Annotated in this window: 19 protein-coding genes and 1 pseudogene; 8 read left to right on the forward strand and 12 right to left on the reverse strand. The window is 60.6% G+C overall.

The genetic code is table 11. From position 1 onward, the window contains the following. The first annotated feature begins 97 nt into the window (after positions 1–97). On the forward strand, positions 98–2,116 hold the full coding sequence (locus HX783_RS06685) for a TonB-dependent receptor (RefSeq protein WP_177016371.1): 2,019 nt from the start codon (positions 98–100) through the stop codon (positions 2,114–2,116). A gap of 447 nt (positions 2,117–2,563) precedes the next feature. Beyond that, entirely contained in the window at positions 2,564–4,981 is a 2,418-nt protein-coding gene (locus HX783_RS06690) for a glucose/quinate/shikimate family membrane-bound PQQ-dependent dehydrogenase (protein WP_177016372.1), read from the forward strand. A gap of 185 nt (positions 4,982–5,166) precedes the next feature. Here the strand turns inward: HX783_RS06690 and HX783_RS06695 are convergent, their stop codons facing one another. The 3 genes from HX783_RS06695 to HX783_RS06705 are packed head-to-tail and all read right to left on the reverse strand — an operon-like array spanning position 5,167 to position 7,483. Next, positions 5,167–5,652 (reverse strand): DUF6392 family protein, encoded by a 486-nt coding sequence (locus tag HX783_RS06695; RefSeq protein ID WP_177016373.1) that lies wholly within the window; start codon positions 5,650–5,652, stop codon positions 5,167–5,169. Continuing rightward, the gene (locus tag HX783_RS30195; protein ID WP_177016374.1) at positions 5,652–7,115 is read right to left on the reverse strand and encodes an S-type pyocin domain-containing protein; all 1,464 of its coding nucleotides are present in this window, start codon (positions 7,113–7,115) and stop codon (positions 5,652–5,654) included. The genes HX783_RS06695 and HX783_RS30195 overlap by 1 nt, the downstream gene beginning before the upstream one ends. Next, positions 7,112–7,483 carry a PAAR domain-containing protein gene (locus tag HX783_RS06705; RefSeq protein WP_177016375.1) on the reverse strand — a complete coding sequence of 124 codons (372 nt, stop codon included), beginning with the start codon at positions 7,481–7,483 and terminating at the stop codon, positions 7,112–7,114. Before HX783_RS06705 ends, HX783_RS30195 begins: the two co-directional genes overlap by 4 nt. Before the next feature lie 437 nt (positions 7,484–7,920). Here HX783_RS06705 and HX783_RS06710 point away from each other — a divergent pair, with 437 nt between their 5' ends. The 3 genes and pseudogenes from HX783_RS06710 to HX783_RS06720 all read left to right on the forward strand — a co-directional run. Further along, positions 7,921–8,208: a DUF6124 family protein gene (locus HX783_RS06710; RefSeq protein WP_177016376.1), complete on the forward strand. Its 288-nt coding sequence runs from the start codon at positions 7,921–7,923 to the stop codon at positions 8,206–8,208. Between the two features lie 319 nt (positions 8,209–8,527). Further along, positions 8,528–9,373 carry a 2OG-Fe(II) oxygenase gene (locus tag HX783_RS06715; protein WP_177016377.1) on the forward strand — a complete coding sequence of 282 codons (846 nt, stop codon included), beginning with the start codon at positions 8,528–8,530 and terminating at the stop codon, positions 9,371–9,373. 52 nt (positions 9,374–9,425) lie between these two features. Then, positions 9,426–9,536, forward strand: a pseudogene (locus HX783_RS06720) (pyridoxal-dependent decarboxylase); the annotation flags it as partial. 23 nt (positions 9,537–9,559) lie between these two features. Here the strand turns inward: HX783_RS06720 and HX783_RS06725 are convergent. Next, positions 9,560–11,896 carry a bifunctional diguanylate cyclase/phosphodiesterase gene (locus HX783_RS06725; RefSeq protein WP_177016651.1) on the reverse strand — a complete coding sequence of 779 codons (2,337 nt, stop codon included), beginning with the start codon at positions 11,894–11,896 and terminating at the stop codon, positions 9,560–9,562. Between the two features lie 323 nt (positions 11,897–12,219). Between HX783_RS06725 and HX783_RS06730 the strand changes: the two genes are divergently transcribed. Then, positions 12,220–12,792, forward strand: coding sequence for a hypothetical protein (locus HX783_RS06730; protein WP_177016378.1), 573 nt, complete (start codon positions 12,220–12,222; stop codon positions 12,790–12,792). 68 nt (positions 12,793–12,860) lie between these two features. On the opposite strand, the gene HX783_RS06735 is transcribed toward HX783_RS06730, so the two are convergent. From HX783_RS06735 to HX783_RS06770, 8 genes are all read right to left on the reverse strand, one after another. After that, positions 12,861–14,036, reverse strand: coding sequence for a PotD/PotF family extracellular solute-binding protein (locus HX783_RS06735; RefSeq protein WP_177016379.1), 1,176 nt, complete (start codon positions 14,034–14,036; stop codon positions 12,861–12,863). Continuing rightward, positions 14,033–15,007, reverse strand: coding sequence for a GTP-binding protein (locus HX783_RS06740; RefSeq protein WP_177016380.1), 975 nt, complete (start codon positions 15,005–15,007; stop codon positions 14,033–14,035). Before HX783_RS06740 ends, HX783_RS06735 begins: the two co-directional genes overlap by 4 nt. Next, positions 15,004–15,300, reverse strand: a complete 297-nt coding sequence (locus tag HX783_RS06745) for a hypothetical protein (RefSeq protein WP_177016381.1) — start codon at positions 15,298–15,300, stop codon at positions 15,004–15,006. The genes HX783_RS06740 and HX783_RS06745 overlap by 4 nt, the downstream gene beginning before the upstream one ends. A gap of 13 nt (positions 15,301–15,313) precedes the next feature. Continuing rightward, entirely contained in the window at positions 15,314–16,063 is a 750-nt protein-coding gene (locus HX783_RS06750; protein ID WP_177016382.1) for an SDR family NAD(P)-dependent oxidoreductase, read from the reverse strand. A 135-nt stretch (positions 16,064–16,198) separates the two neighbouring features. Beyond that, positions 16,199–16,960 carry an SDR family NAD(P)-dependent oxidoreductase gene (locus HX783_RS06755; RefSeq protein ID WP_177016383.1) on the reverse strand — a complete coding sequence of 254 codons (762 nt, stop codon included), beginning with the start codon at positions 16,958–16,960 and terminating at the stop codon, positions 16,199–16,201. Positions 16,961–16,970: 10 nt separating this feature from the next. After that, positions 16,971–18,311 (reverse strand): MFS transporter, encoded by a 1,341-nt coding sequence (locus HX783_RS06760; RefSeq protein ID WP_069786160.1) that lies wholly within the window; start codon positions 18,309–18,311, stop codon positions 16,971–16,973. 30 nt (positions 18,312–18,341) lie between these two features. Further along, positions 18,342–19,220, reverse strand: coding sequence for a polysaccharide deacetylase (locus HX783_RS06765; RefSeq protein ID WP_053254585.1), 879 nt, complete (start codon positions 19,218–19,220; stop codon positions 18,342–18,344). Between the two features lie 11 nt (positions 19,221–19,231). Further along, positions 19,232–20,563, reverse strand: a complete 1,332-nt coding sequence (locus HX783_RS06770) for an amidase (protein WP_177016384.1) — start codon at positions 20,561–20,563, stop codon at positions 19,232–19,234. Positions 20,564–20,912: 349 nt separating this feature from the next. On the opposite strand from HX783_RS06770, the gene HX783_RS06775 reads away from it, so the two are divergent. Both HX783_RS06775 and lon read left to right on the forward strand, forming a co-directional pair. Beyond that, positions 20,913–21,902 (forward strand): GntR family transcriptional regulator, encoded by a 990-nt coding sequence (locus tag HX783_RS06775; RefSeq protein ID WP_159954430.1) that lies wholly within the window; start codon positions 20,913–20,915, stop codon positions 21,900–21,902. A 140-nt stretch (positions 21,903–22,042) separates the two neighbouring features. Further along, entirely contained in the window at positions 22,043–24,466 is a 2,424-nt protein-coding gene (gene lon, locus HX783_RS06780; RefSeq protein ID WP_159954429.1) for an endopeptidase La, read from the forward strand. Positions 24,467–24,516: the final 50 nt, after the last annotated feature.

Raw genomic sequence — 24,516 nt, forward strand, 5'->3', positions numbered from 1 at the left:
AGAGATGTTATATTGTAACGATAGTTATCAAAAATAACGTTTTCGATACCGTTTTAAGCCTTCTCTTTTTTCTGCCGTTTTGCCAAGGAATGTCCCGATGTCCCTCTCTTCTCTGTGGCGCTTGACCCCGCTCGCCGCCGCCTTGCTGATCTGCTCCGAAGCCCACGCCCTTGAGCTGCAGCCCCAAGTCATCACCGGCAACCCGCTGGGCAGTGAACAACTCGCCTCGCCGACGACCGTGCTGGAAGGCGATGACCTCACGCTGCAACAAAAAGGCAGCCTCGGCGAAACCCTGAACAAGCAGCCGGGTGTGTCGTCGTCGTACTTTGGCCCGGGTGCCAGCCGGCCCATTATTCGTGGCCAGGATGGCGACCGCATTCGCATCCTGCGCAACGGTGTGGGCGCGCTGGATGCGTCGTCGCTGTCCTACGACCACGCGGTGCCGCTGGACCCGGTCAATGTCGAGCGCGTTGAGATCGTAAGGGGCCCGGCGGCGTTGTTGTATGGCGGCAGCGCCATCGGCGGCGTGGTCAACACCTTTGATAACCGCATCCCCACCGAAGCCATCGAAGGCATTCACGGTGCCGGTGAATTGCGCTACGGCGGCGCCGACACCACCCGCAGCAGCGCCGGCAAACTGGAAGCCGGCAACGGCACCTTCGCCTTGCACCTGGACGCGAATGCCCGGGAATTCAATGACCTGAAAATCCCAGGCTTTGCACGCAGCCGCCACGCCCCCGAAACCGAAGACGGCCCCGGCAAGAATGGCCGCCTGGGCAATAGCGACGGGCGCCAGGACGGCGGCGCCGTCGGCGGTTCCTACACCTGGGACGACGGTTACGCCGGGTTTTCCTACAGCAACTACGACGCCAATTACGGTTCACCCGCCGAGCAGGATGTGCGCATCCGCATGAAGCAGGATCACTACGCCTTTGCGTCCGAGATCCGCAACCTGCAAGGCCCGTTTACCTCGGTGAAACTCGACGCGGGCTACACCGACTACGAGCACCGCGAAATTGAAGGCGGCGAAACCGGCACGGTGTTCAAGAACAAGGGTTACGAGGCGCGTGTTGAAGCGCGCCACCAGCCCATCGGCCCGTTCGACGGCGTGGTCGGCGCGCAGGTGACCCGCAACGAGTTCTCGGCCCTGGGTGAGGAAGCCTTCGTGCCGCAGACCGACACCAACGCCGGCGCGCTGTTTATCCTCGAGGAAATGCAGGCCACCGAACGCCTGAAGCTCAGCCTCGGCGGGCGCCTGGAACATACGAGTGTCGACCCGGACGCCAAGGGCAACGCGCGTTTTGCGAATGCCGACAAAACCAACGATTTCACCGCCGGCAGCCTGTCGTCGGGCGCGGTGTACACCCTCACGCCCATCTGGTCGCTGGCCGCAACCTTGGGCTACACCGAGCGCGCACCGACCTTCTACGAGCTATATGCCAACGGCGCCCACGTGGCCACCGGCACTTACGAGCTGGGCGACGCCAAGCTGAAGAAAGAAAAAGCCGTGTCCAGCGACCTGGCGTTGCGTTTTGACAATGGCACCCACAAGGGCAGCTTCGGCGTGTTCTACAGCCGCTTCTCCAATTACATCGGCTTGTTGGGCACCGGTCGTACGCTCAACGATGAAGGTGAAGAGGACGCAGGCGGCATCCCCGAGTACACCTACTCCGGCGTGCGCGCACGTTTCGCAGGGTTTGAAGCCCAGGATCACTGGAAGCTGGGCGAAGGCGCCTACGGCAAGTTCGCCCTGGAGCTGTCGGGCGACTACACCCGCGCTACCAATCTGGATACCGGCGAAGCCTTGCCACGCATCGCTCCACTGCGTTTGAACAGCGGTTTGCTCTGGGAACTGGACCGCTGGCAGGCGCGGATCGATGTGGAACACGCGGCGGGCCAAGGGCGTGTGCCGGATAACGAAAGCGGCACCGATGGCTACACCACCTTGGGCGCCAGCGCGGGTTACCGTTTCAATGTCGGCGGCAGCCAGTGGCTGGCGTTCGTCAATGGCGAAAACCTGACCAACCAAACCGTGCGGTATGCCAGCTCGATCCTGCGCGATATCGCCCCGGCACCGGGGCGCAGTGTGCAATTCGGTGTGCGCACCACCTTCTGACTCTGTACTGATCGTTCCCACGCTCCGCGTGGGAATGCCGCCCGGGACGCTCCGCGTCCGCCCTGTAAACCGTGACGCAGAGCGTCACAAAAGGCGTTCCCACGCAGAGCGTGGGAACGATCTGTCGCGCGACGTTCTGTCACTGTTACCAAATCTGAAATGATGCATCTTGCGATTTGCGCTTTCTCTTGGCGCATCAGCGCTTTATCCTTGCCGCAACAAACTGAAACGTTTCACGCCCGCGGTCGATCCCATCTTGCCAAACGTACCTCTCTTCAAAGACAGCGCTGTCTTACACCGACCTGCGCCTGGGAATAAATCGCCCGCCGGTGGATAGCCCCAGTTTCCCCAGAAAAACCCAAATAACGCTGAACCAAGCCCGCGCCGAATCGTCATCTACAGTGAAGCACGGGGTTACATAATTCCAACGTCACGGAGAAACACACTATGAGCACTGATGGTGCTTCAAGCCCAAGCCGCCTGCTGCCCAGGCTGCTAGGCGTCTTGCTGCTGATCATGGGGCTGGCCTTGCTGGCCGGCGGCGTCAAGCTGAGCATGCTCGGCGGGTCGCTGTACTACCTGCTGGCCGGTATCGGCATCGCCCTCACCGGCGTTTTGCTGCTGGCCACCCGCCGCGCTGCACTGGGCCTCTACGCACTGGTGTTGTTCGCCAGCACCGTGTGGGCACTGTGGGAAGTCGGCCTGGATTGGTGGCAGCTGGTGCCGCGCCTGGCCCTGCTGTTCGCCTTGGGCATCGTCCTGTTGCTGCCGTGGTTTCGCCGTCCGTTGCTGCGTGGCCAACCCGCGCCGCTGGGCACTGGCGCCCTGAGCGTGGCCGTGGTGCTCGCCGGTGCTGCCGCCCTGGCCAGCCAATTCACCAACCCGGGTGAGATGGTCAAGACCGGCCAATTGGATCGCGACGCCGTACCTGGCATGGCCAGCGCCGCGCCGACCCAGGCCGATGGCGACTGGAATTCCTACGGCCGTTCGGCTTTCGGTGATCGTTACTCGCCGCTGGCGCAGATCACCCCGGAAAACGCCCACAAGCTGGTGCCGGCGTGGACCTTCCGTACCGGTGACATCCCTGGCCCAGGCGATCCCGGTGAAACCACCGCGGAAAACACCCCGCTGAAAGTCAACGGCATGCTCTACGTGTGCACGCCGCACAGCCAAGTGATTGCCCTGGACCCGGACACCGGCAAGGAAATCTGGCGTTTCGACCCGAAGATCAGCACCGAAGGTGCCGCGAACTTCAAAGGTTGGGCGCACATGACCTGCCGTGGCGTGTCGTATCACGATGACGCCGTGTACGCTTCCGAGCAGAGCCCAACCGGCAGCGCCAGCGCTGCTCCGGTCAGTGCCGTTTGCCCGAAACGCATTTTCGTACCGACTGCCGACACCCGTCTGATCGCCCTGGACGCCGACACCGGCAAGATGTGCGAAGACTTCGGTGACAAAGGCCAGGTCGACCTGCGTGCCAACATCGGCAGCTTCGCCCCAGGCGGTTACTACTCCACCTCACCACCGGCCGTGACCAAGAACCTGGTCGTGATCGGCGGTCACGTCACCGACAACGTTTCCACCGACGAGCCTAGCGGCGTGATCCGCGCGTTCGACGTGCACACCGGCAAACTGGTGTGGAACTGGGACAGCGGCAACCCGGACGACACTACCCCGTTGGCCGAGGGCAAGACCTACACCCGCAACTCGCCGAACATGTGGTCCATGTTCAGCGTCGATGAAAAACTCGGCATGCTCTACCTGCCGATGGGCAACCAGATGCCTGACCAATACGGCGGCGACCGTACCGAAGACTCGGAAAAATACAGCGCCGGCCTGACCGCCCTGGACATCGACAGCGGCCACGTGAAGTGGACCTTCCAGTTCACTCACCATGACCTGTGGGACATGGACGTGGGCGGCCAGCCTTCGCTGATCGACATCAAGACCGCTGACGGCGTCAAGCAAGCGGTAATGGCTTCGACCAAGCAAGGCAGCATCTACGTGCTGGACCGCAGCAACGGCAAGCCGGTGGTGCCGATCAACGAAATCCCTGTACCGCAAGGCGCAGTGGCCGGCGATCACACCTCGCCAACCCAACCGAAGTCCGACCTGAACTTCATGCCGCCGCCGTTGAAAGAACGCGACATGTGGGGCGTGACCCCGTTCGACCAGATGCTGTGCCGGATCGATTTCAAATCCATGCGCTACGACGGTCCGTTCACCCCGCCATCGCTGCAAGGTTCGATCGTTTACCCAGGTAACTTCGGCGTGTTCGACTGGGGTGGCATTTCCGTCGACCCAGTGCGCCAGATTGCTTTCGTGAACCCGAGCTACATGGCGTTCAAATCGAAACTGATCCCGGCCGCCGACATCGCCAAACAAGGCCCACGTGTCAGCGAAACCGAAGGCGTGCAGCCAAACAAAGGCGCGCCGTACGGCGTGATCCTCGAAGCATTGCTGTCGCCTCTGGGCCTGCCGTGCCAGGCACCGGCGTGGGGTTATGTGGCCGCGGTCGACCTGACCAACCACCAGACCATCTGGATGCACAAGAACGGCACCGTGCGCGACAGCTCGCCGGTTCCAATCCCGCTGACCATGGGCGTGCCTAGCCTGGGCGGTACATTCACCACCGCTGGTGGCGTAGCCTTCCTCAGCGGCACCCTCGACCAGTACCTGCGCGCCTATGACGTGAAAAACGGCAAGCAGTTGTGGGAAGGCCGCCTGCCTGCAGGCGCGCAAACCACACCGATGACCTACACCGGCAAGGACGGCAAGCAGTACGTGCTGGTCATGGCCGGCGGTCACGGCTCGCTGGGCACCAAGCAGGGTGACTATGTGATGGCGTTCAAACTGCCGGACTAAGCAACACTGGCGGTAAGCAAAGGCGGCTACCTGATGGGTAGCCGCCTTTTTTTCGCCCTGTGTTGCCGAACTGCAAGTGGGCCGAGATCGACTGTTTACAACTTTGCGTTAAAGGCGGTTATTGGTAGCTCGTAAGCGGGCTTATCACAAGGCAACGCTCTTGTAGTCTATACATTGCTCTCTGACTAACTATGGTCGCTATCAATCAGGGCGAAAGCGAGAGTTTTTACCATCATGTCAGCGGTATAGCTGAATCCCACGCGAGCATTGGGATGAATTTCTTGATGTAGCCGATAAGCATCCCATCCACCACTTACCTTCTCGCCGCTGCCGGGAATCTTGGTGGGACCTATAGATTTCATAGGAGCGCCTAATTGGCTACGTACACTGGACTGACTCATGTGAAGTTCGAATGGTGAAGGCAAGCTTCCTGTATAGATGGGCTCTCCTCCGTCAGTCTGAATGAGTGTTAATAGAACTTTCTCAAGCGTCTTATTTTTTTCCAAAAACCAAAGCTCCACACCTTTGACTGGATACTGAATCAACTCATTATTTTCCACATCATCCAACAATGGAGTTAATGCCTGAGCAGGAATTACTCCCTCTGTGACGAGATCGGCATAGGCCCGACCTAGATTTTTAACCCATCCATTAATCATTGCGGCATTCATCAGTACCACCCGTGTTTCTGATTGATGTCATGCATCTGGAAAAGAACCGTCTCAATTTCCGCCTCGGAATATCCATCTGCCAATAGGTAAGGCTTTATCGCAGAAATGTTGCTGTCTACTGCTGCCCTCATGTCTTGAGCGTCCTTAATCTGCCGGGCCTCACTATTTCGTCCACCATAAGTCTCGCTGTACTTCTGATGGGTACGGGCAGGAATTGCCACACTGGCTGCATTTTTCAGATACTCCCGTATTTTGTGAGCGCTTGTATCTGGAGCGATCATCTTCAGAAAACGTCGTAGCGCAGCCTGAGAAGGCATGTGATCAACATGCAAACCATTTCTTGGTCGGCCATCGAATGCACCGTAAGTATCTACCTCTAATGGTCCGACCGCCGGCTTGGCAAACACCAAGTACAACGGCGACGCACCCGAATCAGCAGGAAACGTGATGATCGTATCCTGCCAGGTAATGTCCTCTGTATCCCGGCCTGGGTAATGCGTGATTCCCGTATCCTGTCCCACCGGGATCGGATGAACAAACAGGTTAGCCAACCGTTCCGGTGTGCCTGGATAAGGGCTTGGTACGCTGACCACCGGCCCATTGTTTGGCGTCCAAGTGATGCTGATCCCATCCAGCATCGCCACCATCGCGCTTTTGTCAGCATTCCATCTGGCTTGTGCAACGGGCACACGATCAGCAGCACTGTCGGGTTTGGTATGTATACCGTAAACGCGCAACTCACCGGATTCGTCTTGGCGAAACTGAAACCGCACCCGTGTACTGGCCGAACGCATACCTGCCAGTTGCTCCGGCGTGTACAGCGTTGAATCACCGATGTCCCGTGGCCAGAAAGCCAACAGCATGACGTTGAGGGCTGAACCGGCTCCGACCATCCCTCGTACGGCCCAGGCGCCCAGGTCGCTACCCAGTGTTCCAGCGACCCTGCCGACAGCGCCCGCAGTACCGGTCGAAGCCATGACGGCAGTGGTGCCAAAGTTCGTAGCGTGTTCACGGCCGGTTCCTGCAGCCGTCGAACCTGTCGGCACCGAGACGCATGATTTGGCGAACACGCACGCATCAGCGGCACGATTCACTGCGCCGGGTACGGAGAAGTTGGACACCGGCGGGTTGGGTGTGTTTGGCCCTGTCCAAGTGAAGGCGTCACGTTGAGGTTGTGTTTCGAACACCTGAGACTTGAAGCGCTGGCAGGCGATCAGCTCAGGTGGCGGATCGCATTTACATATACACAGATCACCCTCGAGCGCAGCTTGTTTGCCGCCCCACTCTTCGTGCAAATGAGGACCGGTCAGCGCAATGAAGCCTTCGGTGCCGCATGCCGGACAAGCGACCCGGTCACCCTCCCTAGAGATCATTTGGCCGTTAAAGCTGGTGCGCTCCAAACCACTGACCACTTTGCCGCCCGCCGTGGTCGTCGCGCCAGTAGTGATGTTGTAGCGCCTCACATCTGGCTCTCCACGCGGTAGCCAGGCTGAAGAAGGCCAGGGATGCCTTCGTCGTCAGCGTACTCCACCACCTGAGCCAGGTTTTGCAGACTGCCAGTCACGGTGTCGCCGTTTTCGGTAGCGCTGCCGACAATTGCGATTGGCAGGCCTTTGTAGGTTGCCGCGAAACCTGCTCCCGAGACAATCTCGCTCTCTTTGCCATCGGGGTAGCGCACCCGGTCGCCAACGCACGCGATGCTCAGGTCATGGATTTCGATACCGGTGCTTGCGGTGACGATCTCGCCACCCATGCGCGTTTTGGAGCCGAGTGTCGCGTAGTCATAGATGGCTTTAACCGGGCGAGTTACTTGGTTGTCGGTGTCTTTCATGTCACTTCCTGTTTTTTGCGCGCAAGGGGTCTCGCACACCATCGTGGTGTTGAGTCGTGCAGAGGGAATCGCGCCAGGAAGATGCTGATGAATGAGGGTGAACCAAACAACTGACCGTTCGGCTAGGTACACGTAAATACAGAAACGTCCGACAAGTCTTTGAGGTTGCCCCTAGGAAACTCAATCTCTAGTCTCCGTACACCGCTGCAAACGCAGCGGCCGGGCGTCGCGGCCCAGTGAATTCAGGCGCAAAGCGCCATTGTCCGCTTTCAGTTGACGCCTTTTTGTCGTCTACTGTGCGGCGCTATGGTGGCTGTGCGCGGGATACCTTCGGGTATGCCGGTTTCCTGATCCCGGTCCGCGAACCTGCGTACAGCTGCCACCCCATCGCATCGCGGCGATTATGTGGCAGCTCCACTTAATTCAGGAACTTCACAATGATTAAACCCACCCCAAATCCCCCGCTCGACTCCAACGCCAACACCCCACCCACCGTGCTCTTCACCATCATCGACGGCATCAGTACCGAAGACCTGGTGGTCAACCTCACCGAAACACTGGCCTCCGCCCATGCTCTAACCTGCGACTTCGCGTTTGACCTGGAAGGAACGCAGCGAGAAGGCGCGCTGGGCATTGCGCAGTTGATTGAGGTGGGACGATTGCTGGCCGAGCGAGTGCTGGACGACATAGAGCCGTCACCAGAGACAGGACCGCGCCAATACTAAACGGGATGCTTGATCGTTCCTGCAAGCGGGAACGATCAAAAACTAAGTAAACCGGCGGTAAGAAAAAGGCGGCTCCCTCCCTGATGGGTAGCCGCTTTTTTTCGCCCTGAACAAACAGCCCTACAGGCGCGTGCCTCCTAACACGCTGGTTTTTAAAGAGATCAAAAAGCACCAAATATTTGGTAACTAGCACACGAAAAAAAAAGCAAAAATCTTAAGAAAAATCCTACCCCGCCTCTGTTCCATTAAAACTAATTTAGCTCGCACGCCCCTCCTTAACAGAGCGTGCGCCCATAGAACTTTAATGGAGTTTTTCAGCATGACGGAACAGCACACACTCAACCCAATAACTTCCACTCCCCAAAAAATCATAGAACTTAAACAGCTCGACGCTTTGAGTTTAAAACAACTTATCAGCGGCGAAGTGCTTGCCATTCGGGTACCTGAGTTTGCACATGAAAAAACCAGCGCACGGTTGAATCACTACATCGACGAAACCGCCACGCTGGAGCAATACAGTCATGAAACCTACGAGAATGGCCGCGTCGTACAGCATTTCTATGGTGTACATCGCTGGGGAACACCGTTCAACTCCACCTACGGCAAGGGCGCAGGCAGTGATAACCAACACAAATATTATGCTGACGCGGCCCATATGCGCAGCGTGATCGACAGCATCTGTGCCCCGGAAAAGCCGCCGATCCAACTGCTGATGGAACAGCTCCAAGACATCTGGCCGCAAGGCGCAGTAACCGCTGCGTTTCAAGGCAAACCGATGTTTTGCGGGATTATCCGCGCCATGTTTCCCGAGACGGCGCATCTCTCGGAAACGGTGCCCCATGTTGATTGTTTGCCCCTCTCAATTGCTGAACTGGAACATCAATTCAGCGCCAATATTTATATTGAAACGCCGCCTGCGGGGGGAGAGTTGATCATCTGGGATACCGAGGCCTTTGCCTATGACGAGGTGAAGCGTTTCGAGGGTGCCCAACTGCCCGAGCACCGCCTGCAAAAGCCGCTGCGAATCCTGCCACGCAAGCACGAACTCGTGATCATCAATACCCGCCGCCCCCACGCCATTTGCGGATTCGACTCGGGAAAACGCATCAGCATGCAGTCATTTATCGGCTGTAACGCCGGCGAACCGTTTTATTTTTGGTGCTAAATTTTTAACACGCTTGCCGATGGACATCTTTTTCTGACGCCTGAAGAATTCCGCCGCCATGGCCGGCACCGCGATGATCCTGCCGGAATGCCGGGCACTGTGGAATGGCATCGAAAAAGCTGACTCCCTGGTCCTCAACCCGCACAAATGGCTGGGCGCAGCGAACGCTGGTGGTTTAAACCGCTGTTAAGTCGGTACGCGCTCACGCCGCATCCACATTTCAAACGCCATGGCATTCAACGGCCGGCTGATCAGGTGACCCTGGGCCGTGTCGCACTTCCACTGCTTGAGCAACTTCAGGCTGGGCTCGAACTCCACCCCTTCCGCCACCACCTTGAGCCCCAGGTTGTGGCTCATTTCGATGGTCGACCGCACGATCACGCCGTCGCCGCTGGCGCTGTCGAGGTTGCGGATGAAGGACTGGTCGATCTTCAACTCCTGCACCGGCAAACGCTGCAGTTGCGCCAGGGATGAATAGCCGGTGCCAAAGTCGTCCACCGACAGGCTGATGCCGCAGGCGCGCAGTTGCTCCAGCACACTCAGCGCCTGTTGCGGGTTGTGCATGATCGCGCTTTCGGTGATTTCGAAAAGCAGCTGCTCGGCCGAGACCTGGTATTGCATGAGCAACGCGGTGACGCGAATGGCCAGGTCATCATCGGCCAGGTCGTCCACCGAAATGTTCACCGAGAGCTGCATGTGCAAGCCGCGCTGCGCCCAGTCGGCGATCTGGCGGATGGCTTCTTCGATCACCCACAGCGTCAGGCCACTCATGCTGCCGGTGCGCTCGGCCAAGGGGATGAACTCGGCAGGTGACACCTGGCCCAGGGTCGAATGCTGCCAGCGCAGCAAGGCTTCGGCCTGGCGTACATGGCCGTGGTTGAGGTCGAGTTTGGGCTGATAGCACAGGAACAATTCGCCCTCGACCACCGCACGGCGCAAGTCGCGGATCAGGGTAATCTGGCGTTGGTGCGCCAGGTCGCGGTCCTGCTGGTAGATCTGCAAATGCCCGGGCAGGCTCGCCGCATCATGCCGGGCAATCGCGGCGCGGCTGATCAGCTCTTCGACCTGCTGGCCATCGGCAGGATAGGCGGCAATGCCGATACTGACTTCATGGCGCACTTCGTCGTTGCCGATGCGTTGGGGTTCAGTGAGCAGCCCGTAAAGACGGTCGGCGCGGGCCACGGCGCGGTCGACCTCGGTGTTTTCCAGCAACAGCAGAAACTCACTGCCGGCGATGCGCGCTGCGGTGTCGCTGGCCAACAGGCTCATGGACAAGCATCGACTGGCTTCGCGCAGCATTTCCTCAACGCCCTGGGGCCCAAAGCCTTCGTTGATCACCCGGTAGTTTTCGATCCCCAGGTACAGCAACACCACCGGCCTGCGCGCACTGATCGCACTGCCCAGGCGCTCCATGGCCAGGGCGCGGTTGGGCAAACCGGTGAGCGGGTCATGCAAAGCGTTATGAGCCAATTGCCGCTCGCGCATGGCGATCCCGCTTTGCATGGCGTTGAACGCACGGGCCAACAAGCCGAACTCATCGTGGCTGCGGACTCGCACCGGCGTGTGATAGTCACCGGCGCCAATTCGCTCGGCGGCTTCGACCAAGGCATTCAGCGGACGCGAGACGCGCCGCGCCAGGAACAATGCGCCCGCCAGCGACACCAGCAGCACCGCCAGGGCAATCCCGAGAAACTGCCGGTCCAACGGCGCAAAGGATTCCAGCGCGTGGTCGAGCGGGCTTTGCAGCAACACGCGCACCTCATCGCCATCGCCGGTGTTGGCCAGGGGCAATACCTGGCTGAGCACGCGCTGCCCTTGAAACAGCGTGATCTGCGCCTCAGGGTTGAGGTGCGCCTGGTGCAGTGTTTCGATTATCGAGGCCTGATACGCCTCGGGCTGGGTGCTGAACAGCTCGCCGACGCGGCCGTCCTGCACGCTGAGAAACGACACCTCGAGGTTGCTCATGGAACGCAGTTCGTTGGCGAACAGTTTGTCCATCGGGAAACCCATGACCACACGGGCGATAGGCTCCGGGTCGAGCACGTCATTCTGCACCAGCAAATAGGGCTGGCCGTCCAGGGCGACAATGAGCATTTGCTGGCCACTGCGTCGCGCATGGCGCAAGGCAACCTCATAGGGAAACGGTTGGCCGTGTGTCAGCACGGGCAAGGTGCTGACCATCACCTTGCCATCCAGGCCCAGCACAAACACTTCGCTGCCTTGCAGGCCGGTGCCATGCCGACGCAGCGCGGTCAGAATCGATTCATCCTTGCCCTCGATCACCGCCTGTTTGAAGGGACCATCGGCCGTCAGCCAATCCAAGCCGTATTGCAGGCGACGCCCGCGCAGGTCCAATAAGCGTTCGAACACTTGGCTGCCGGTGGTGAGTTGCACCTGGGCCTGGTTTTCCACGGCACGCGTGGTGGCGGCCTGGACGGCAAAGTAAGTGGCGGCCACGACCACCAGCAGCAACAGCGCCAACACCCCGGCAATACGGGTTTGGAAGGTGTGGCGCCACTTCATGGCCGTGCCCTCTGGCAGCGTTCGCCGTTCTTTGCCGATTCGTCCCTTTTTCATACGCATTCCCGGCGGCTGCCACCTGGCGTCAAAAAAACATCCATTCTTATTGCGTTATTGGTTTTAGCAGATTAGCTGGGAGCGGGGATAAGTAAACCCAGTAAATACTGCAGTCACAGCGTCATATTATTGACGACCAGAAAATGACTGATGCTCGAAACGTCACACTTATCAACTGCGGCTTTCCCACACGTTGCGTCTGATGGCGTCCATGGCGTCCTCACTGAGGGAGTGAAAACATCGACGCTCTTTTTTTCAAGGAAGTTGCCATGCGTTATTTGAAGATCACGGCTCAGGATGACTACGACAATGACGTTATCGATGCCGTTTACCTGGAGTTTTATGATGGCGTGAACCCCAAGGCGGTCGCTGAGGCGTTGGTCATGAACACAGCGGAACAAGACCGTGGCAGCCTGAAGTGGGTGCTGGCTGACGACATCAACGGCAGCGGAGTCAACGATAAGGTCGATGGCGATTTGGCGCGGTCACTGGCGAGGAGGTTTCTGCAGTTCAAGTGGTGGAAGGTTGATCGCCCCTTCGACCGTTACCTGGAAATCTATACCGAAGACCTCGACCTGGATGGCAAGCCGGATCTGGTCCGGCTGAGGTTTCATCAAGGAGAAGGCGCGCCGAGCGACGAGACCTTGGTGCGGGCCGCCGCCTGTGTCTTTCTGAATGACGTTGCCGGCCGGTATGTCGCCATCAATGAGGATGTAAACGGGGATTCGACTGTCAATGCCCGGGACAGCGCGCTCGTGGTCGACCTGTGCCGTGACTTTCTAAAGTGTGGCTGGCATAACGTGCGGGCAACAACACCCTGCGCGCCCCTCGGTTCGCCGTAACACTGCCGCTATTACCGGCGGGCACGACAGACGCCGCCGCGCCCGTCGCGCCCCCCAGGTTTACTCGATCAAGTACTGCGAGCCCGCATGAAATCGCCCCAGCGCCGCACCAGGTAATTGTGCTCGTCCATGACCGAATTCCATACGGCGATGTTGCCCATGCGCTGCTCATACGAGCCCCCATCGCGCACATCACCGATATCAATCAACGGCAACCCATCACTGCCAGGCAACTCTTCCCGAGCAGGCAACCCCGCATACCAATAATCCCACTCGGCACCGCTCAAATGATCCCGCGTACGCGCCGGGTTGCCGATGTAATAGCCCTGGCGCGCCATCACCGCCCCCGGCCACCCCGACAACCACCAATTCAGATAGGCATACGCCGCATCCAACACCGGCCCCTGGGCATGGCGCGACAATGACAAGCCACCAAACCACGCGCGATAGCCTTCGCGGGGCACCGCCAGCCGGTACTTCACCCCGGCCCGGTGCAAGCGCATCAAGGTCGGCGACCACAAACTCTGGATATCAATGCTCGGGCTGAGCATCAACTGCGCCGCCTCTTCATCATCCGACCAGAACGCCGCAAAGTGCCCTTCCTTTTGCTTGCGTACCAGAATGTCGGCGAGCACGTCGATCTCTTCGATGCTCATATTGCCGACGTCCCCGAACTGCGCCAGCCCCGCGCCCTGCACCGCCAGCGCAGCATCCAGCGCACCAATCGCGGCATCACTTTGCAGCGCGGTGCGCGCGCGCCACGCCGGGTCGAGCAGCCAGCCCCAGCTTTCATTGCCGTGGCTGAAGCCTTCGGGCAACCGCTCGGGGCGGTAGGCAAAACTGTCGGCATTGTGGGTCAGCGGTAACATGCTGATGCGTTCGGTCACCGTACTGCCGAGGCTGCCGTCGTGCTGCACAAACAAGCGCTCGCTGGGCACACTGCCGCTGCCCAGCCGGTCGTTGGCCGACAACCGCCCGCGTTTGGGCAGGTCGTTGATCTCGTGCCACAGCGCAATGCGCCGCGTGTCGATGGGCTGGATCGCCCGCGCCGGCCACACGAAGTCAACGTTGTGGAACCACTGGTCATACAGGTCGTAGCTTTCCGGCTGCATCACGGCGATGCGCTGGGCCTGCGCCACATCGTGCACCTGATACACCAGGCGAATCCCCAATTCTTGCTCAGCGCGCACGCGCAAACATTCCAGCAAGGTCACGGACGTACCCAGCACGCGCAATGTGATCATGCGGCGAACCGCCGGGAGAACACCTCGAAAGAGCGCCGCAGCAGCGCCGGGTCGAGGCCACGCAGGATAAACACCAGCCGCGACTGGCGGTCGGTGCCCGGCCACGCGGGCAAGTGCACCGGGGCATGCAGGCAGTGCTGCACGCCATGAATGACGATGGGGGCCAGGCTTGCGTTCACGTTGAGCAGTCCTTTGACGCGAAGGATTCGTTCGCCGTGGCATCTTAACAGCATCGACAACCACACCCCGAAACCCACCCAGTCCAGCGGCTGGTCGAAGCTCAGGCAGCACACCTGCGCCGCGCCGTGGGTCGCGGTGGTGGTTTGATGCAGTTGCCAGCGGCTGACTTCGACGGCGGGTTCGGCACTGCGCAAACCTTCGCCGAGGAGCAATTGATCGCCACTGTGAACCTCATGGGTATTGAGGATCGGCGTGCCGGCGTTGAGTGCCTGCAGGTGCGCGCGCAGGGCTGCACTGTCGCCCGCCAGGTCAGTCTTGCTCAGCAACAAGCGGTCAGCCGCCGCCACCTGGGCCAGCCATTCGGGGTGCAAACGCTCCTGCAGCGTGGCGTGGCTGGCGTCGACCAGGGTAATCACCAAGCCAATATGAAAACGCCCGCGCAGTTGCACGTCGTTGTTCAGGGTGGCGAGGATCGGCGCCGGATCCGCCAGGCCGGTGGTCTCCAGGATTACCCGTTTGAACGCCGGGATTTCTCCGTGCTCACGCCGCTGCAACAGGCCGAGCAGCGCGTCTTTGAGTTCGCCACGAATCGAGCAACAGACACAGCCGCTGGGCAGCAGCACGGTGTCCGGCGCCACTTCTTCCACCAGCAGGTGATCGATACCGACATCGCCGAATTCGTTGATCAGCAGCGCGGTGTCGCCGAGGCTTTCGCCTTGCAGCAGGCGCTTGAGCAAGGTGGTTTTTCCGCTGCCAAGGAAGCCGGTGATGACGTTGAGGGCAATACTCATGATGACTCCAAGTGATCAAGCAGTTGCGGATCGAGTGGGTCCAGCGGGCGGCCGAGCATGCTTTCAGCCTCCAGCCAGAGCTGATCCAAACCGCTCGCCAATGCCTGCTTGCCGGTGGCGCCCAACAGCAGATAAGACGCGCCTTGAAAGTCCTCGACCTTGAGCCGGAACACCGCCAGTACCTGGTTGATCGCCGCGATCCGGCGCAGGCGTTCGCGGCGCCGGGGCAGTTCATCGCCCAAGGGGTCGCTCCAGTGCAGGTCTTCGCCGAGCAAACCGCAGAGTCCGCACATGGCTACACCTCACTCATGGCATGACATCGCCGGAGTTCGGGCCCAGGGTCTGGCCGACGAACAAGTTGCCACCCGGTTCACTGGCGAGCAGCACGGCGGTGGGCGCCACCTCATCGGCCAGGCCGAAGCGGCCCAAGGGCAATTCGGCGGCCTTGGCACGTTTCCAGTCCTCGCTGATGCCGCCCACCAGCGGCGTTTCGATAGGGCCCGGCGCGATGGCGTTGACCAGCACATTGTCCTTGGCCACTTCCAGCGCCAGCGACTTGGTGAAGCCAATCACTCCGGCCTTGGCCGCAGCATAATGGGTCAGCTCGGCGCCGCCCTTGATGCCCAGTTGCGAGGCGACATTGATGATCCGCCCCCAGCGCTGCGCCAGCATATGCGGCAAGGCGCGCTGGCTGGCGACGAACACGCTGGTGAGGTCGACGCGCAACATGTCGTTCCACATCTCGATGGACAAGTCGACGCAACGCGCCTGGGTGAGCATGCCGGCGTTGTTGACCAGAATATCGATGCCGCCAAAATGCTCGACGCAGCGGTCGACACTGGCCTGGGCGCCTTCGACCGTGCCGACATCCGCCAGGCATTCAAACACCTCGGCACCGAGGTTGCGGCAGGTGATGGCGGTTTCGGCAAGGCTGGCGGCATTGCGGTCGGCCAACAGCAGGCGCGCGCCTTCGGCGGCATAGGCACGGGCGATGGCAGCACCGATGCCGCTGCCGGCGCCGGTGATGACGGCACGGCGGTTAACGAGTTGGGACATACAAGTCTCCTTGGACAAACACAGTTCCAATGTGGGAGCGGGCTTGCTCGCGAATACGGTGGGTCAGTAACAAATGCATCGAATGACACGACGCATTCGCGAGCAAGCCCGCTCCCACATTTGGATTGGATGCATTCAGTCGGGCCAGCGCACGGTTAAACCACCGTCGATAACGATGCTCTGCCCGGTCAGATAACTCGACGCCTCACTGGTCAAAAACTGCACCAGCGACGCCACTTCATCGGCCCGCCCTACCCGGCCCAACGGAATCGCCCGCGCAGCCTTCGCCAGGCCTTCCGGCCCCAACGAATTCTTCGCATCCAACGACTGCGGCGTCTCGATCAACCCCGGGATCACCGCATTGCAACGAATCCCCAACGGCGCCAACTCCACTGCCAACGACCGGCACAGCCCTGGCACGCCGGCCTTGGCCGCCGCGTAATGGCTGTGCTCCTGCCAGCCGTACACGCCACCGGCAATCGACGAAATCGCCACCAACGCGCCGCCTTCGTTCATATGCCGGGTCGCTGCACGGAAGGTGCGCATCACCCCCGTGAGGTCGACATTGAGCATCTCGTTCCACGCCTCATCGGTCATTTCCAGCAACGGTGCGCGGCGCAATAAACCCGCGTTGGCCACCGCATAATCGAGGCGGCCGAAATGCTGCACGGCCTGTTCGGCCAGCGCGTCCACCGAGGCGCTGTTGCCGACGTCCAGCGGCAACATCAGGCACTCGCCGCCCGCCTCTTCCACCAAGGCCACGGTGGTGTGCGGGTCATGCGGGTCGGCCGGGTAATACCCGCCCACCACCGCCACGCCGCTGCGTGCATACGCCACGGCGAGGGCTTGGCCGATGCCGCTGGCGGCACCGGTAATCAAGGCAACTTTACGGCTCATCACACACTCCTTACTGAACGGTTTCCGGGCGCACATGGCGGGCGGCAAACATCAACGCGCCGGACAAGAAGCACGGCAGCGCGCCGAACCACAGCGCGGCGGTCTGCCAGTCACTGCCGGCGGACAACACCTGGGTGGCGCCAAAACCTGCCACCACCGCCCCAATCGGGCCCATGGCATGGATGATCGCGCCACCGGTGGCGCGGATGCTGGTGGGGAAACTCTCGCTGATAAAGAACAGCGCCGCCGAGTACGGCCCGATCAGGAAGAACAGGCCCAGGCTGTACAGGCCAACCACCATCGGCATATTGCTCGGGCCAAACAGCATGCCGGCAAACGCCAGGCCGCCGAGCATCCAGCCCAGGCCGATTACGTTGCGACGGCCGATCTTGTCGCCCATCCAACCGTGGGTCAGGTAGCCGCAATAGCCCACCAGGTTCGACAGCACGAGGATGATCAACGAGTTCTCGAACGAGATGTGGTGCACGCTGACGATCACCGAAGTGCCCAGCACGCTGAACACCTGGATCGCCGCCCAGTTGAGCAACAGCGCGGCACCGATCACCAGCGTGGCGCGGCGGGCCGGGCCGCGGAAGGCGGCTTTGAGGCCGGCCTTGCTGTGCTCGTCATAGTCCACGCCGTAGGTCACGGCGACGTTTTGCGCTTCTTTGACTGCGCCGCTTTTGCGCAGCTCGCTGATGCGCTGGTGAATCTGGAACTGCGGGCTCTCCTTGAGCTTGCGCGCCATGATTGCAATCACGATGGCCGGGATCGCGGCGAAGATAAAGCAGCCCTGCCAGCCAATGATCGGCAATAACAATGCGGTCAACCCGGCGGCGATTAACGCACCCACCGGCCAGCCGCCCTGCACCAGGCTGTAGATAAACCCGCGACGTTTGGTCAGTCGCGGGTCTTCGGAGGCGCCATACAGCTCGCTCAAATAGGTGGCGTTGACGGTTTCCTCGGCATAGCCCAGGCCGCCCAACGAACGGATCAGAATCAACGGCGACTTGCCCCACGCCCCGCCTATCGCGGTGAGTGCCGAACACAGCGCGGAACCGGCCACGGTGAAAATAATGCCTTTGCGCCGCCCCAACTTATCGACGACGGGGCCAATCGCAAAGGCCACCACTGCCGTGCCCACCGCCACCCAGGTCGCGATTTCAGCTTGCTCCACTTCACCCCAGCCGAAGTGCCGGCCGATCTCCGGCAGCAAGGTGCCGAAGAGGATGAAGTCATACACCGCAAACACCCAGGCGAAAAACGCGATCCAGGTGGCAAAGCGTACTTCCTGGGACGTCAGTTGCCGGGGTTTCCAGCCAGTCAGGTCAAGCTTGTTGTAGATGGACATAAATCGCGCCTCGGGGGTGTGGGCTAAGGGTCAGGAACGCGGTTGGCGGCGGATAAAGTCGTCGGCGATTTCGTCGAAGGTGACAAAGCGCACGCCGGCATGGCTCTGGATGTGTTCGATCAAGCGCTCGAGCATCAACAGCACTTGCGGGCGACCGGACACGTCAGGGTGGATGGTCATGGTGAACACCGCGTGTTCGTGCTCGCGGTAGACCCAGTCGAACTGGTCGCGCCACATTTCTTCGAGGTGACGCGGGTTGACGAAACCGTGGCTGTTGGGGGCTTTTTTGATGAACATCATCGGCGGCAGGTCATCGAGGTACCAGTTGGCCGGGATCTCCACCAAGTCGGTTTCTTCACCGCGCACCAAGGGTTTCATCCAGGTGTCGGGGTGCTGGCTGTAGTCGATCTTGGTCCAGCTGTCGCCCTTGCGCACGTAGTACGGGTGGAAGTCGTTGTGCATCAGGCTGTGGTCGTACTTGATGCCTTTTTTCAGCAGTAGCTCGTTGGTGACCTTGCTGAATTCCCACCAGGGCGCGACGTAGCCGGTCGGGCGTTTACCGGTGACCTGGGTGATCAGTTCGATGGATTTATCCAGGACGATTTCTTCCTGTTCGGCCGTCATCGCAATGGGGTTTTCGTGGCTGTAGCCGTGCACGCCGATTTCATGCCCGGCGTCGGCCACCGCCTTCATCTGCTCGGGAAAGGTTTCCATCGAGTGGCCAGGGATAAACCAGGTGGTGCGCAGGCCGTAGCGCTCGAACAACTTGAGCAGGCGTGGCGCGCCGATTTCACCGGCGAACAGGCCACGGGAAATGTCGTCCGGCGAGTCTTCGCCGCCGTAGGAACCGAGCCAGCCGGCGACGGCGTCAACGTCGACGCCAAATGCACAGAGAATGTCTTTAGCCATGGTGTGTCTCCTTAAATAGTCATTACGGATTCGACGGACAACGCCGTGCGCAACAGGCGTGCGTCTTCGCCCGTCGGGGCGCTGAGCAGCAACCCGGTGGGCAGGCCCTGGGCATCGCGGCCGCTGGGCAAACTGACGCCCGGCATGTCGAGCAAACTGCCGGGCATGGTCAGGCGCAGGGTGGCGAGGTTGGTTTTCACAAACAGATCGTCGTCGGCTTCAAGCGGCGCCAACGGCGGGGCGACATGGGCAACGGTCGGGGTAATCAGCACGGCGCCCTCGAGTTCGTCGACCAGTTGCAATTGCAGGCGGCGGCGCGCATCGATCAGGTGGAGCAATTGGCTGGCGGGCAATGAGCGCGCGGCTTCAAGGCGGCGGCGTACGCGAGGGTCGAGCTGCTCGGCCTCGGGGCTGTCGAGCAGGGCTTCGTGCAGCGCAAAGGCTTCGAATGAACCGAGCCAGCCATCCTGCTTGATCAGATTGAGCGTGGCCTGGAAGGTGGCTGACGGGCGCACCTCGATCAGCGCGCCTGCGGCCTTGAGTTGGTCCACCGCGCGCAGCAGGTTATTGCGTACGCCAGGCTCTATGTCTTCGAGTGCGCCTTGCTCAAGCACAAAGCGCTGGCCCTTGAGACTGCGTGGGCTATGGGTTTGGCTGCGGCCGTTGAGCAAATCGTCGATGGCCAGCGCATCGCGCACGCTGCGGGTCAGTGGGCCGAGGCTGTCGAGGGTGTGCGCCAGCGGGAACACGCCGTCGCGGCTGTAGCGTCGGCAACTGCTGCGGTAGCCGACCACGCCATTCAGCGCGGCGGGAATACGGATCGAGCCGGCGGTGTCGGTGCCCATGGCGATCGGCACGATCCCGGCCGCCACGGCCACGGCCGACCCCGACGATGAGCCGCCGGGAATACGCGGTTGATCGCCACTGCCGGGGTTTTGTGGCGTGCCGAAATGTGGGTTCAAGCCCAGGCCGGAATAGGCCAATTCACTGAGGTTGGTCTTGCCTACGCTGACCATCCCGGCGCGGCACAACAACCCCACGCTCGGAGCGTCGAGCAAGGCGGCGGGCGCCTCGCGGCGGTAGGCGGCACCGGCTGTGGTGATGCTGCCGGCCAGGTCAAACAGATCTTTCCAGGCCAAGGGCACGCCATCGAACACGCTCAAGGGCTGGCCGGCACGCCAGCGGGCGGCGGAGGCTTCGGCCTCACGGCGGGCGCGCTCGGCGGTCAGGGAAATAAATACGCTCGGGGCCATGCTGGCGTGGAGCAGAGCCTGTTCGAGCACTTGCACCGGGTCGCTGCTACCCCTGGCGAAAGCCTCGGCCATTGATGTGGCATCTGACATCAGGTGGTCCTCAAAAAACGTACATATTAATAAAATGTACGTTTTATAAAGGCAGCTTTCGTGCCAGTCTCTTTACAGCCGTTTTTCTGCGGATAGCGTTTATCGACCAGACCTACGGGCTAGATGGTTTTGCAGGAAGCAAAATATTGCGGTGCCGGTGTTGGGGGTGACTTCGAATGAAATAATGTATCTTTTATTAATAAGTACATTTTGGTGCATAAAAGTAACACTGTGATGTGCAAGGCCCCAAAAAGGGCCACTGACGTGGCGCAGAGTGACAGGTGCATCTATGAGAGAATCCCCGGCCTACGTCCTACACCACTTAGTACTTTTTACGTCAGAGAATGCGATGAAAGCAGTGTCCGCCTCGGCCTCCCGTTACGCGATGATTCACCAGGTGTTGCGTGACGCGATCGTCAACGGCACCGCGCGCCACGGGCTGGTCTTGCTCGAAGCGCCGCTGGCCGAACTGTTCGGCACCAGCCGCGTGCCGGTGCGCAAGGCCTTGGACCTGCTGCATGACGAGGGCCTGATCTGCCGTTTTAACGGCCGCGGTTACCTGATCAACCCCGAAGGCCTGGCCATGGAGCCTCTGCGCCTGCCCTTGAGCCACGCGCACCTGGGCCTCAATGGCGACGACGAGCTGGTCGACACGCGGCCGCTGGGCGAACGCATCGTCGAGGAAATCGGTGCGGCGCTGTCCACCTGCATTGCCTTCGGCCATTACCGCCTGGACGAGCAAGCCGCCGCCGACCATTACGGTGTCAGCCGCGCCGTGGTGCGTGAAGCGCTGATGCGCTTGCGCGATCGCGGCCTGGTGGAAAAAGAGCCGTACTCACAATGGCTGGCCGGGCCGCTGACCGCACGCGAAGTGACCGAAGACTACGAACTGCGCGCCTGCCTGGAGCCCGAAGCCCTGCGCCAGAGCGCGCCGAACCTCGACCGCGACATGCTCGAAGCCATGTTGCAACGCGTGCTGGCGGCCCAGGCAAATCCGCAATGCAGCCTGGAAGCCATCGAGCAGATCGAAGAGGATTTGCACCAGCACTGCCTGGCCGGCCTGCAAAACCGCAAGATCGCCGCGCTGATTCGCCAGGGCCAGAGCCCGATGATCATCAGCCGGATTTTTTACCGTTTACTGGGAATCGGTGCCGATCCGACCATGCTCGCCGAACATCGCCTGATTCTTGAGCTGTTGCTGCACGGCGCCTTTGATGCGGCAGCGTTGAATCTGCGTGAGCATTTGCAGCGCGCACGCCAGCGGATGCTGCAGCGGTTGAAAGTGTTGTCCGTGCTACCGGAGCAGCCGCTGCCGGCCTACCTTCACAAAATCAGCTGAGTTTAGGTAAGCCAGCTCCCACAGGGGGTAAAGCGGCATTCTTGAAAATATTATGCAATATGTTGCTATCTCTCCCCCGCCATTGAAACCACCGACGACCCGCCCCATCTAACCTGCATACTTCCTTATGCAGGTGCCCCATGAGCGACCAGCAAGAATTCCCGGACATCGACTTGAACGATTACGCTGACCCCGAAAACGCTGAACACGACGCTTCGTCCAACACCGGCCTGGCCCTGCCTGGGCAAAATCTGCCGGACAAGGTCTACATCATTCCGATCCACAATCGGCCGTTCTTCCCGGCGCAAGTGCTGCCGGTGATCGTCAATGAAGAACCCTGGGCCGAGACCCTGGAGCTGGTGAGCAAATCCGACCACCACTCCCTGGCCCTGTTCTTCATGGACACGCCGCCGGAAGACCCGCGCCACTTCGACACTTCCAGCCTGCCGCTGTACGGCACGCTGGTGAAGGTGCACCACGCCAGCCGCGAGAACGGCAAGCTGCAATTCGTCGCCCAGGGCCTGACCCGCGTGCGCATCAAGACCTGGCTCAAGCACCACCGCCCACCGTACCTGGTGGAAGTCGAATACCCGCACCAGCCGACCCAGCCGACCGATGAGGTCAAGGCCTACGGCATGGCGCTGATCAATGCGATCAAGGAACTGCTGCCCCTCAACCCGCTGTACAGCGAAGAGTTGAAGAATTACCTCAACCGCTTCAGCCCCAACGACCCGTCACCGCTCACCGACTTCGCCGCCGCGTTGACCTCGGCCACCGGTAACGAGTTGCAGGAAGTGCTGGACTGCGTGCCCATGCTCAAGCGCATGGAAAAAGTGCTGCCGATGCTGCGCAAGGAAGTCGAAGTTGCGCGCCTGCAAAAAGAACTCTCCGCCGAAGTGAACCGCAAGATCGGCGAGCACCAGCGTGAATTCTTCCTCAAGGAACAGCTCAAGGTCATCCAGCAGGAGCTGGGCTTGACCAAGGACGATCGCAGCGCCGACGTCGAGCAGTTCGAGCAACGCCTGGTGGGCAAAGTGCTGCCCGCCCAGGCGCAAAAGCGCATCGGCGAAGAAATGAACAAGCTGTCGATCCTGGAAACGGGCTCGCCGGAATACGCCGTGACCCGCAACTACCTGGACTGGGCGACCTCCGTGCCGTGGGGCGTGTATGGCGAAGACAAGCTCGACCTGAAACACGCGCGCAAGGTGCTGGATAAACACCATGCGGGCCTGGATGACATCAAGAGCCGGATCCTCGAGTTCCTCGCGGTGGGCGCCTATAAAGGCGAAGTCGCCGGTTCCATCGTGCTGCTGGTCGGCCCGCCGGGCGTGGGCAAGACCAGTGTCGGCAAATCCATCGCCGAGTCGCTGGGCCGGCCGTTCTACCGCTTCAGCGTCGGCGGCATGCGCGACGAGGCCGAGATCAAGGGCCATCGCCGCACCTACATCGGTGCCCTGCCGGGCAAGCTGGTGCAGGCGCTTAAAGATGTGGAAGTGATGAACCCGGTGATCATGCTCGATGAAATCGACAAGATGGGCCAGAGCTTCCAGGGCGACCCGGCTTCGGCTTTGCTGGAAACCCTCGACCCGGAACAGAACGTCGAATTCCTCGACCACTACCTGGACCTGCGCCTGGACCTGTCCAAAGTGCTGTTCGTGTGCACCGCCAACACCTTGGATTCGATCCCGGGCCCGTTGCTCGACCGGATGGAAGTGATTCGCCTGTCGGGCTATATCACCGAAGAAAAAGTCGCCATTGCCAAGCGTCACCTGTGGCCGAAGCAACTGGAAAAAGCCGGTGTATCAAAAAACAGCCTAAGCATCAGCGACGGCGCCCTGCGCGCACTGATCGACGGTTATGCGCGGGAAGCCGGGGTGCGCCAGCTGGAGAAACAGCTGGGCAAACTGGTGCGCAAGGCCGTGGTCAAGCTGCTGGACGAGCCGGACTCGGTGATCAAGATTGGCAACAAAGACCTGGAAAGCTCCCTGGGCATGCCGGTGTTCCGCAATGAGCAAGTGCTGTCCGGCACCGGCGTGATCACTGGCCTGGCCTGGACCAGCATGGGCGGCGCGACCTTGCCGATTGAGGCGACACGCATCCACACGCTCAATCGCGGCTTCAAGCTCACCGGGCAGTTGGGTGAAGTGATGAAAGAGTCCGCCGAGATTGCCTACAGCTACATCAGCTCGAATCTGAAGTCGTTTGGCGGCGATCCGAAGTTCTTCGATGAAGCCTTTGTGCACTTGCACGTACCCGAAGGCGCTACGCCCAAAGATGGCCCGAGTGCGGGCGTGACCATGGCCAGTGCGCTGTTGTCGCTGGCACGCAACCAGCCGCCGAAAAAAGGCGTGGCCATGACCGGCGAGCTGACGCTGACCGGGCATGTGCTGCCGATTGGCGGCGTGCGTGAGAAGGTCATCGCGGCGCGGCGTCAGAAGATTCACGAGTTGATTCTGCCGGAGCCGAACCGTGGCAGTTTTGAAGAGTTGCCGGAGTACCTCAAGGAAGGCATGACGGTGCACTTTGCCAAGCGTTTTGCGGATGTGGCGAAGGTGCTGTTCTAATCTGATCTGATCGTTCCCACGCTCTGCGTGGGAACGCCTCTCTGGACGCT

This window comes from Pseudomonas sp. D2002 (assembly GCF_013385735.1).
GTDB lineage: Bacteria > Pseudomonadota > Gammaproteobacteria > Pseudomonadales > Pseudomonadaceae > Aquipseudomonas.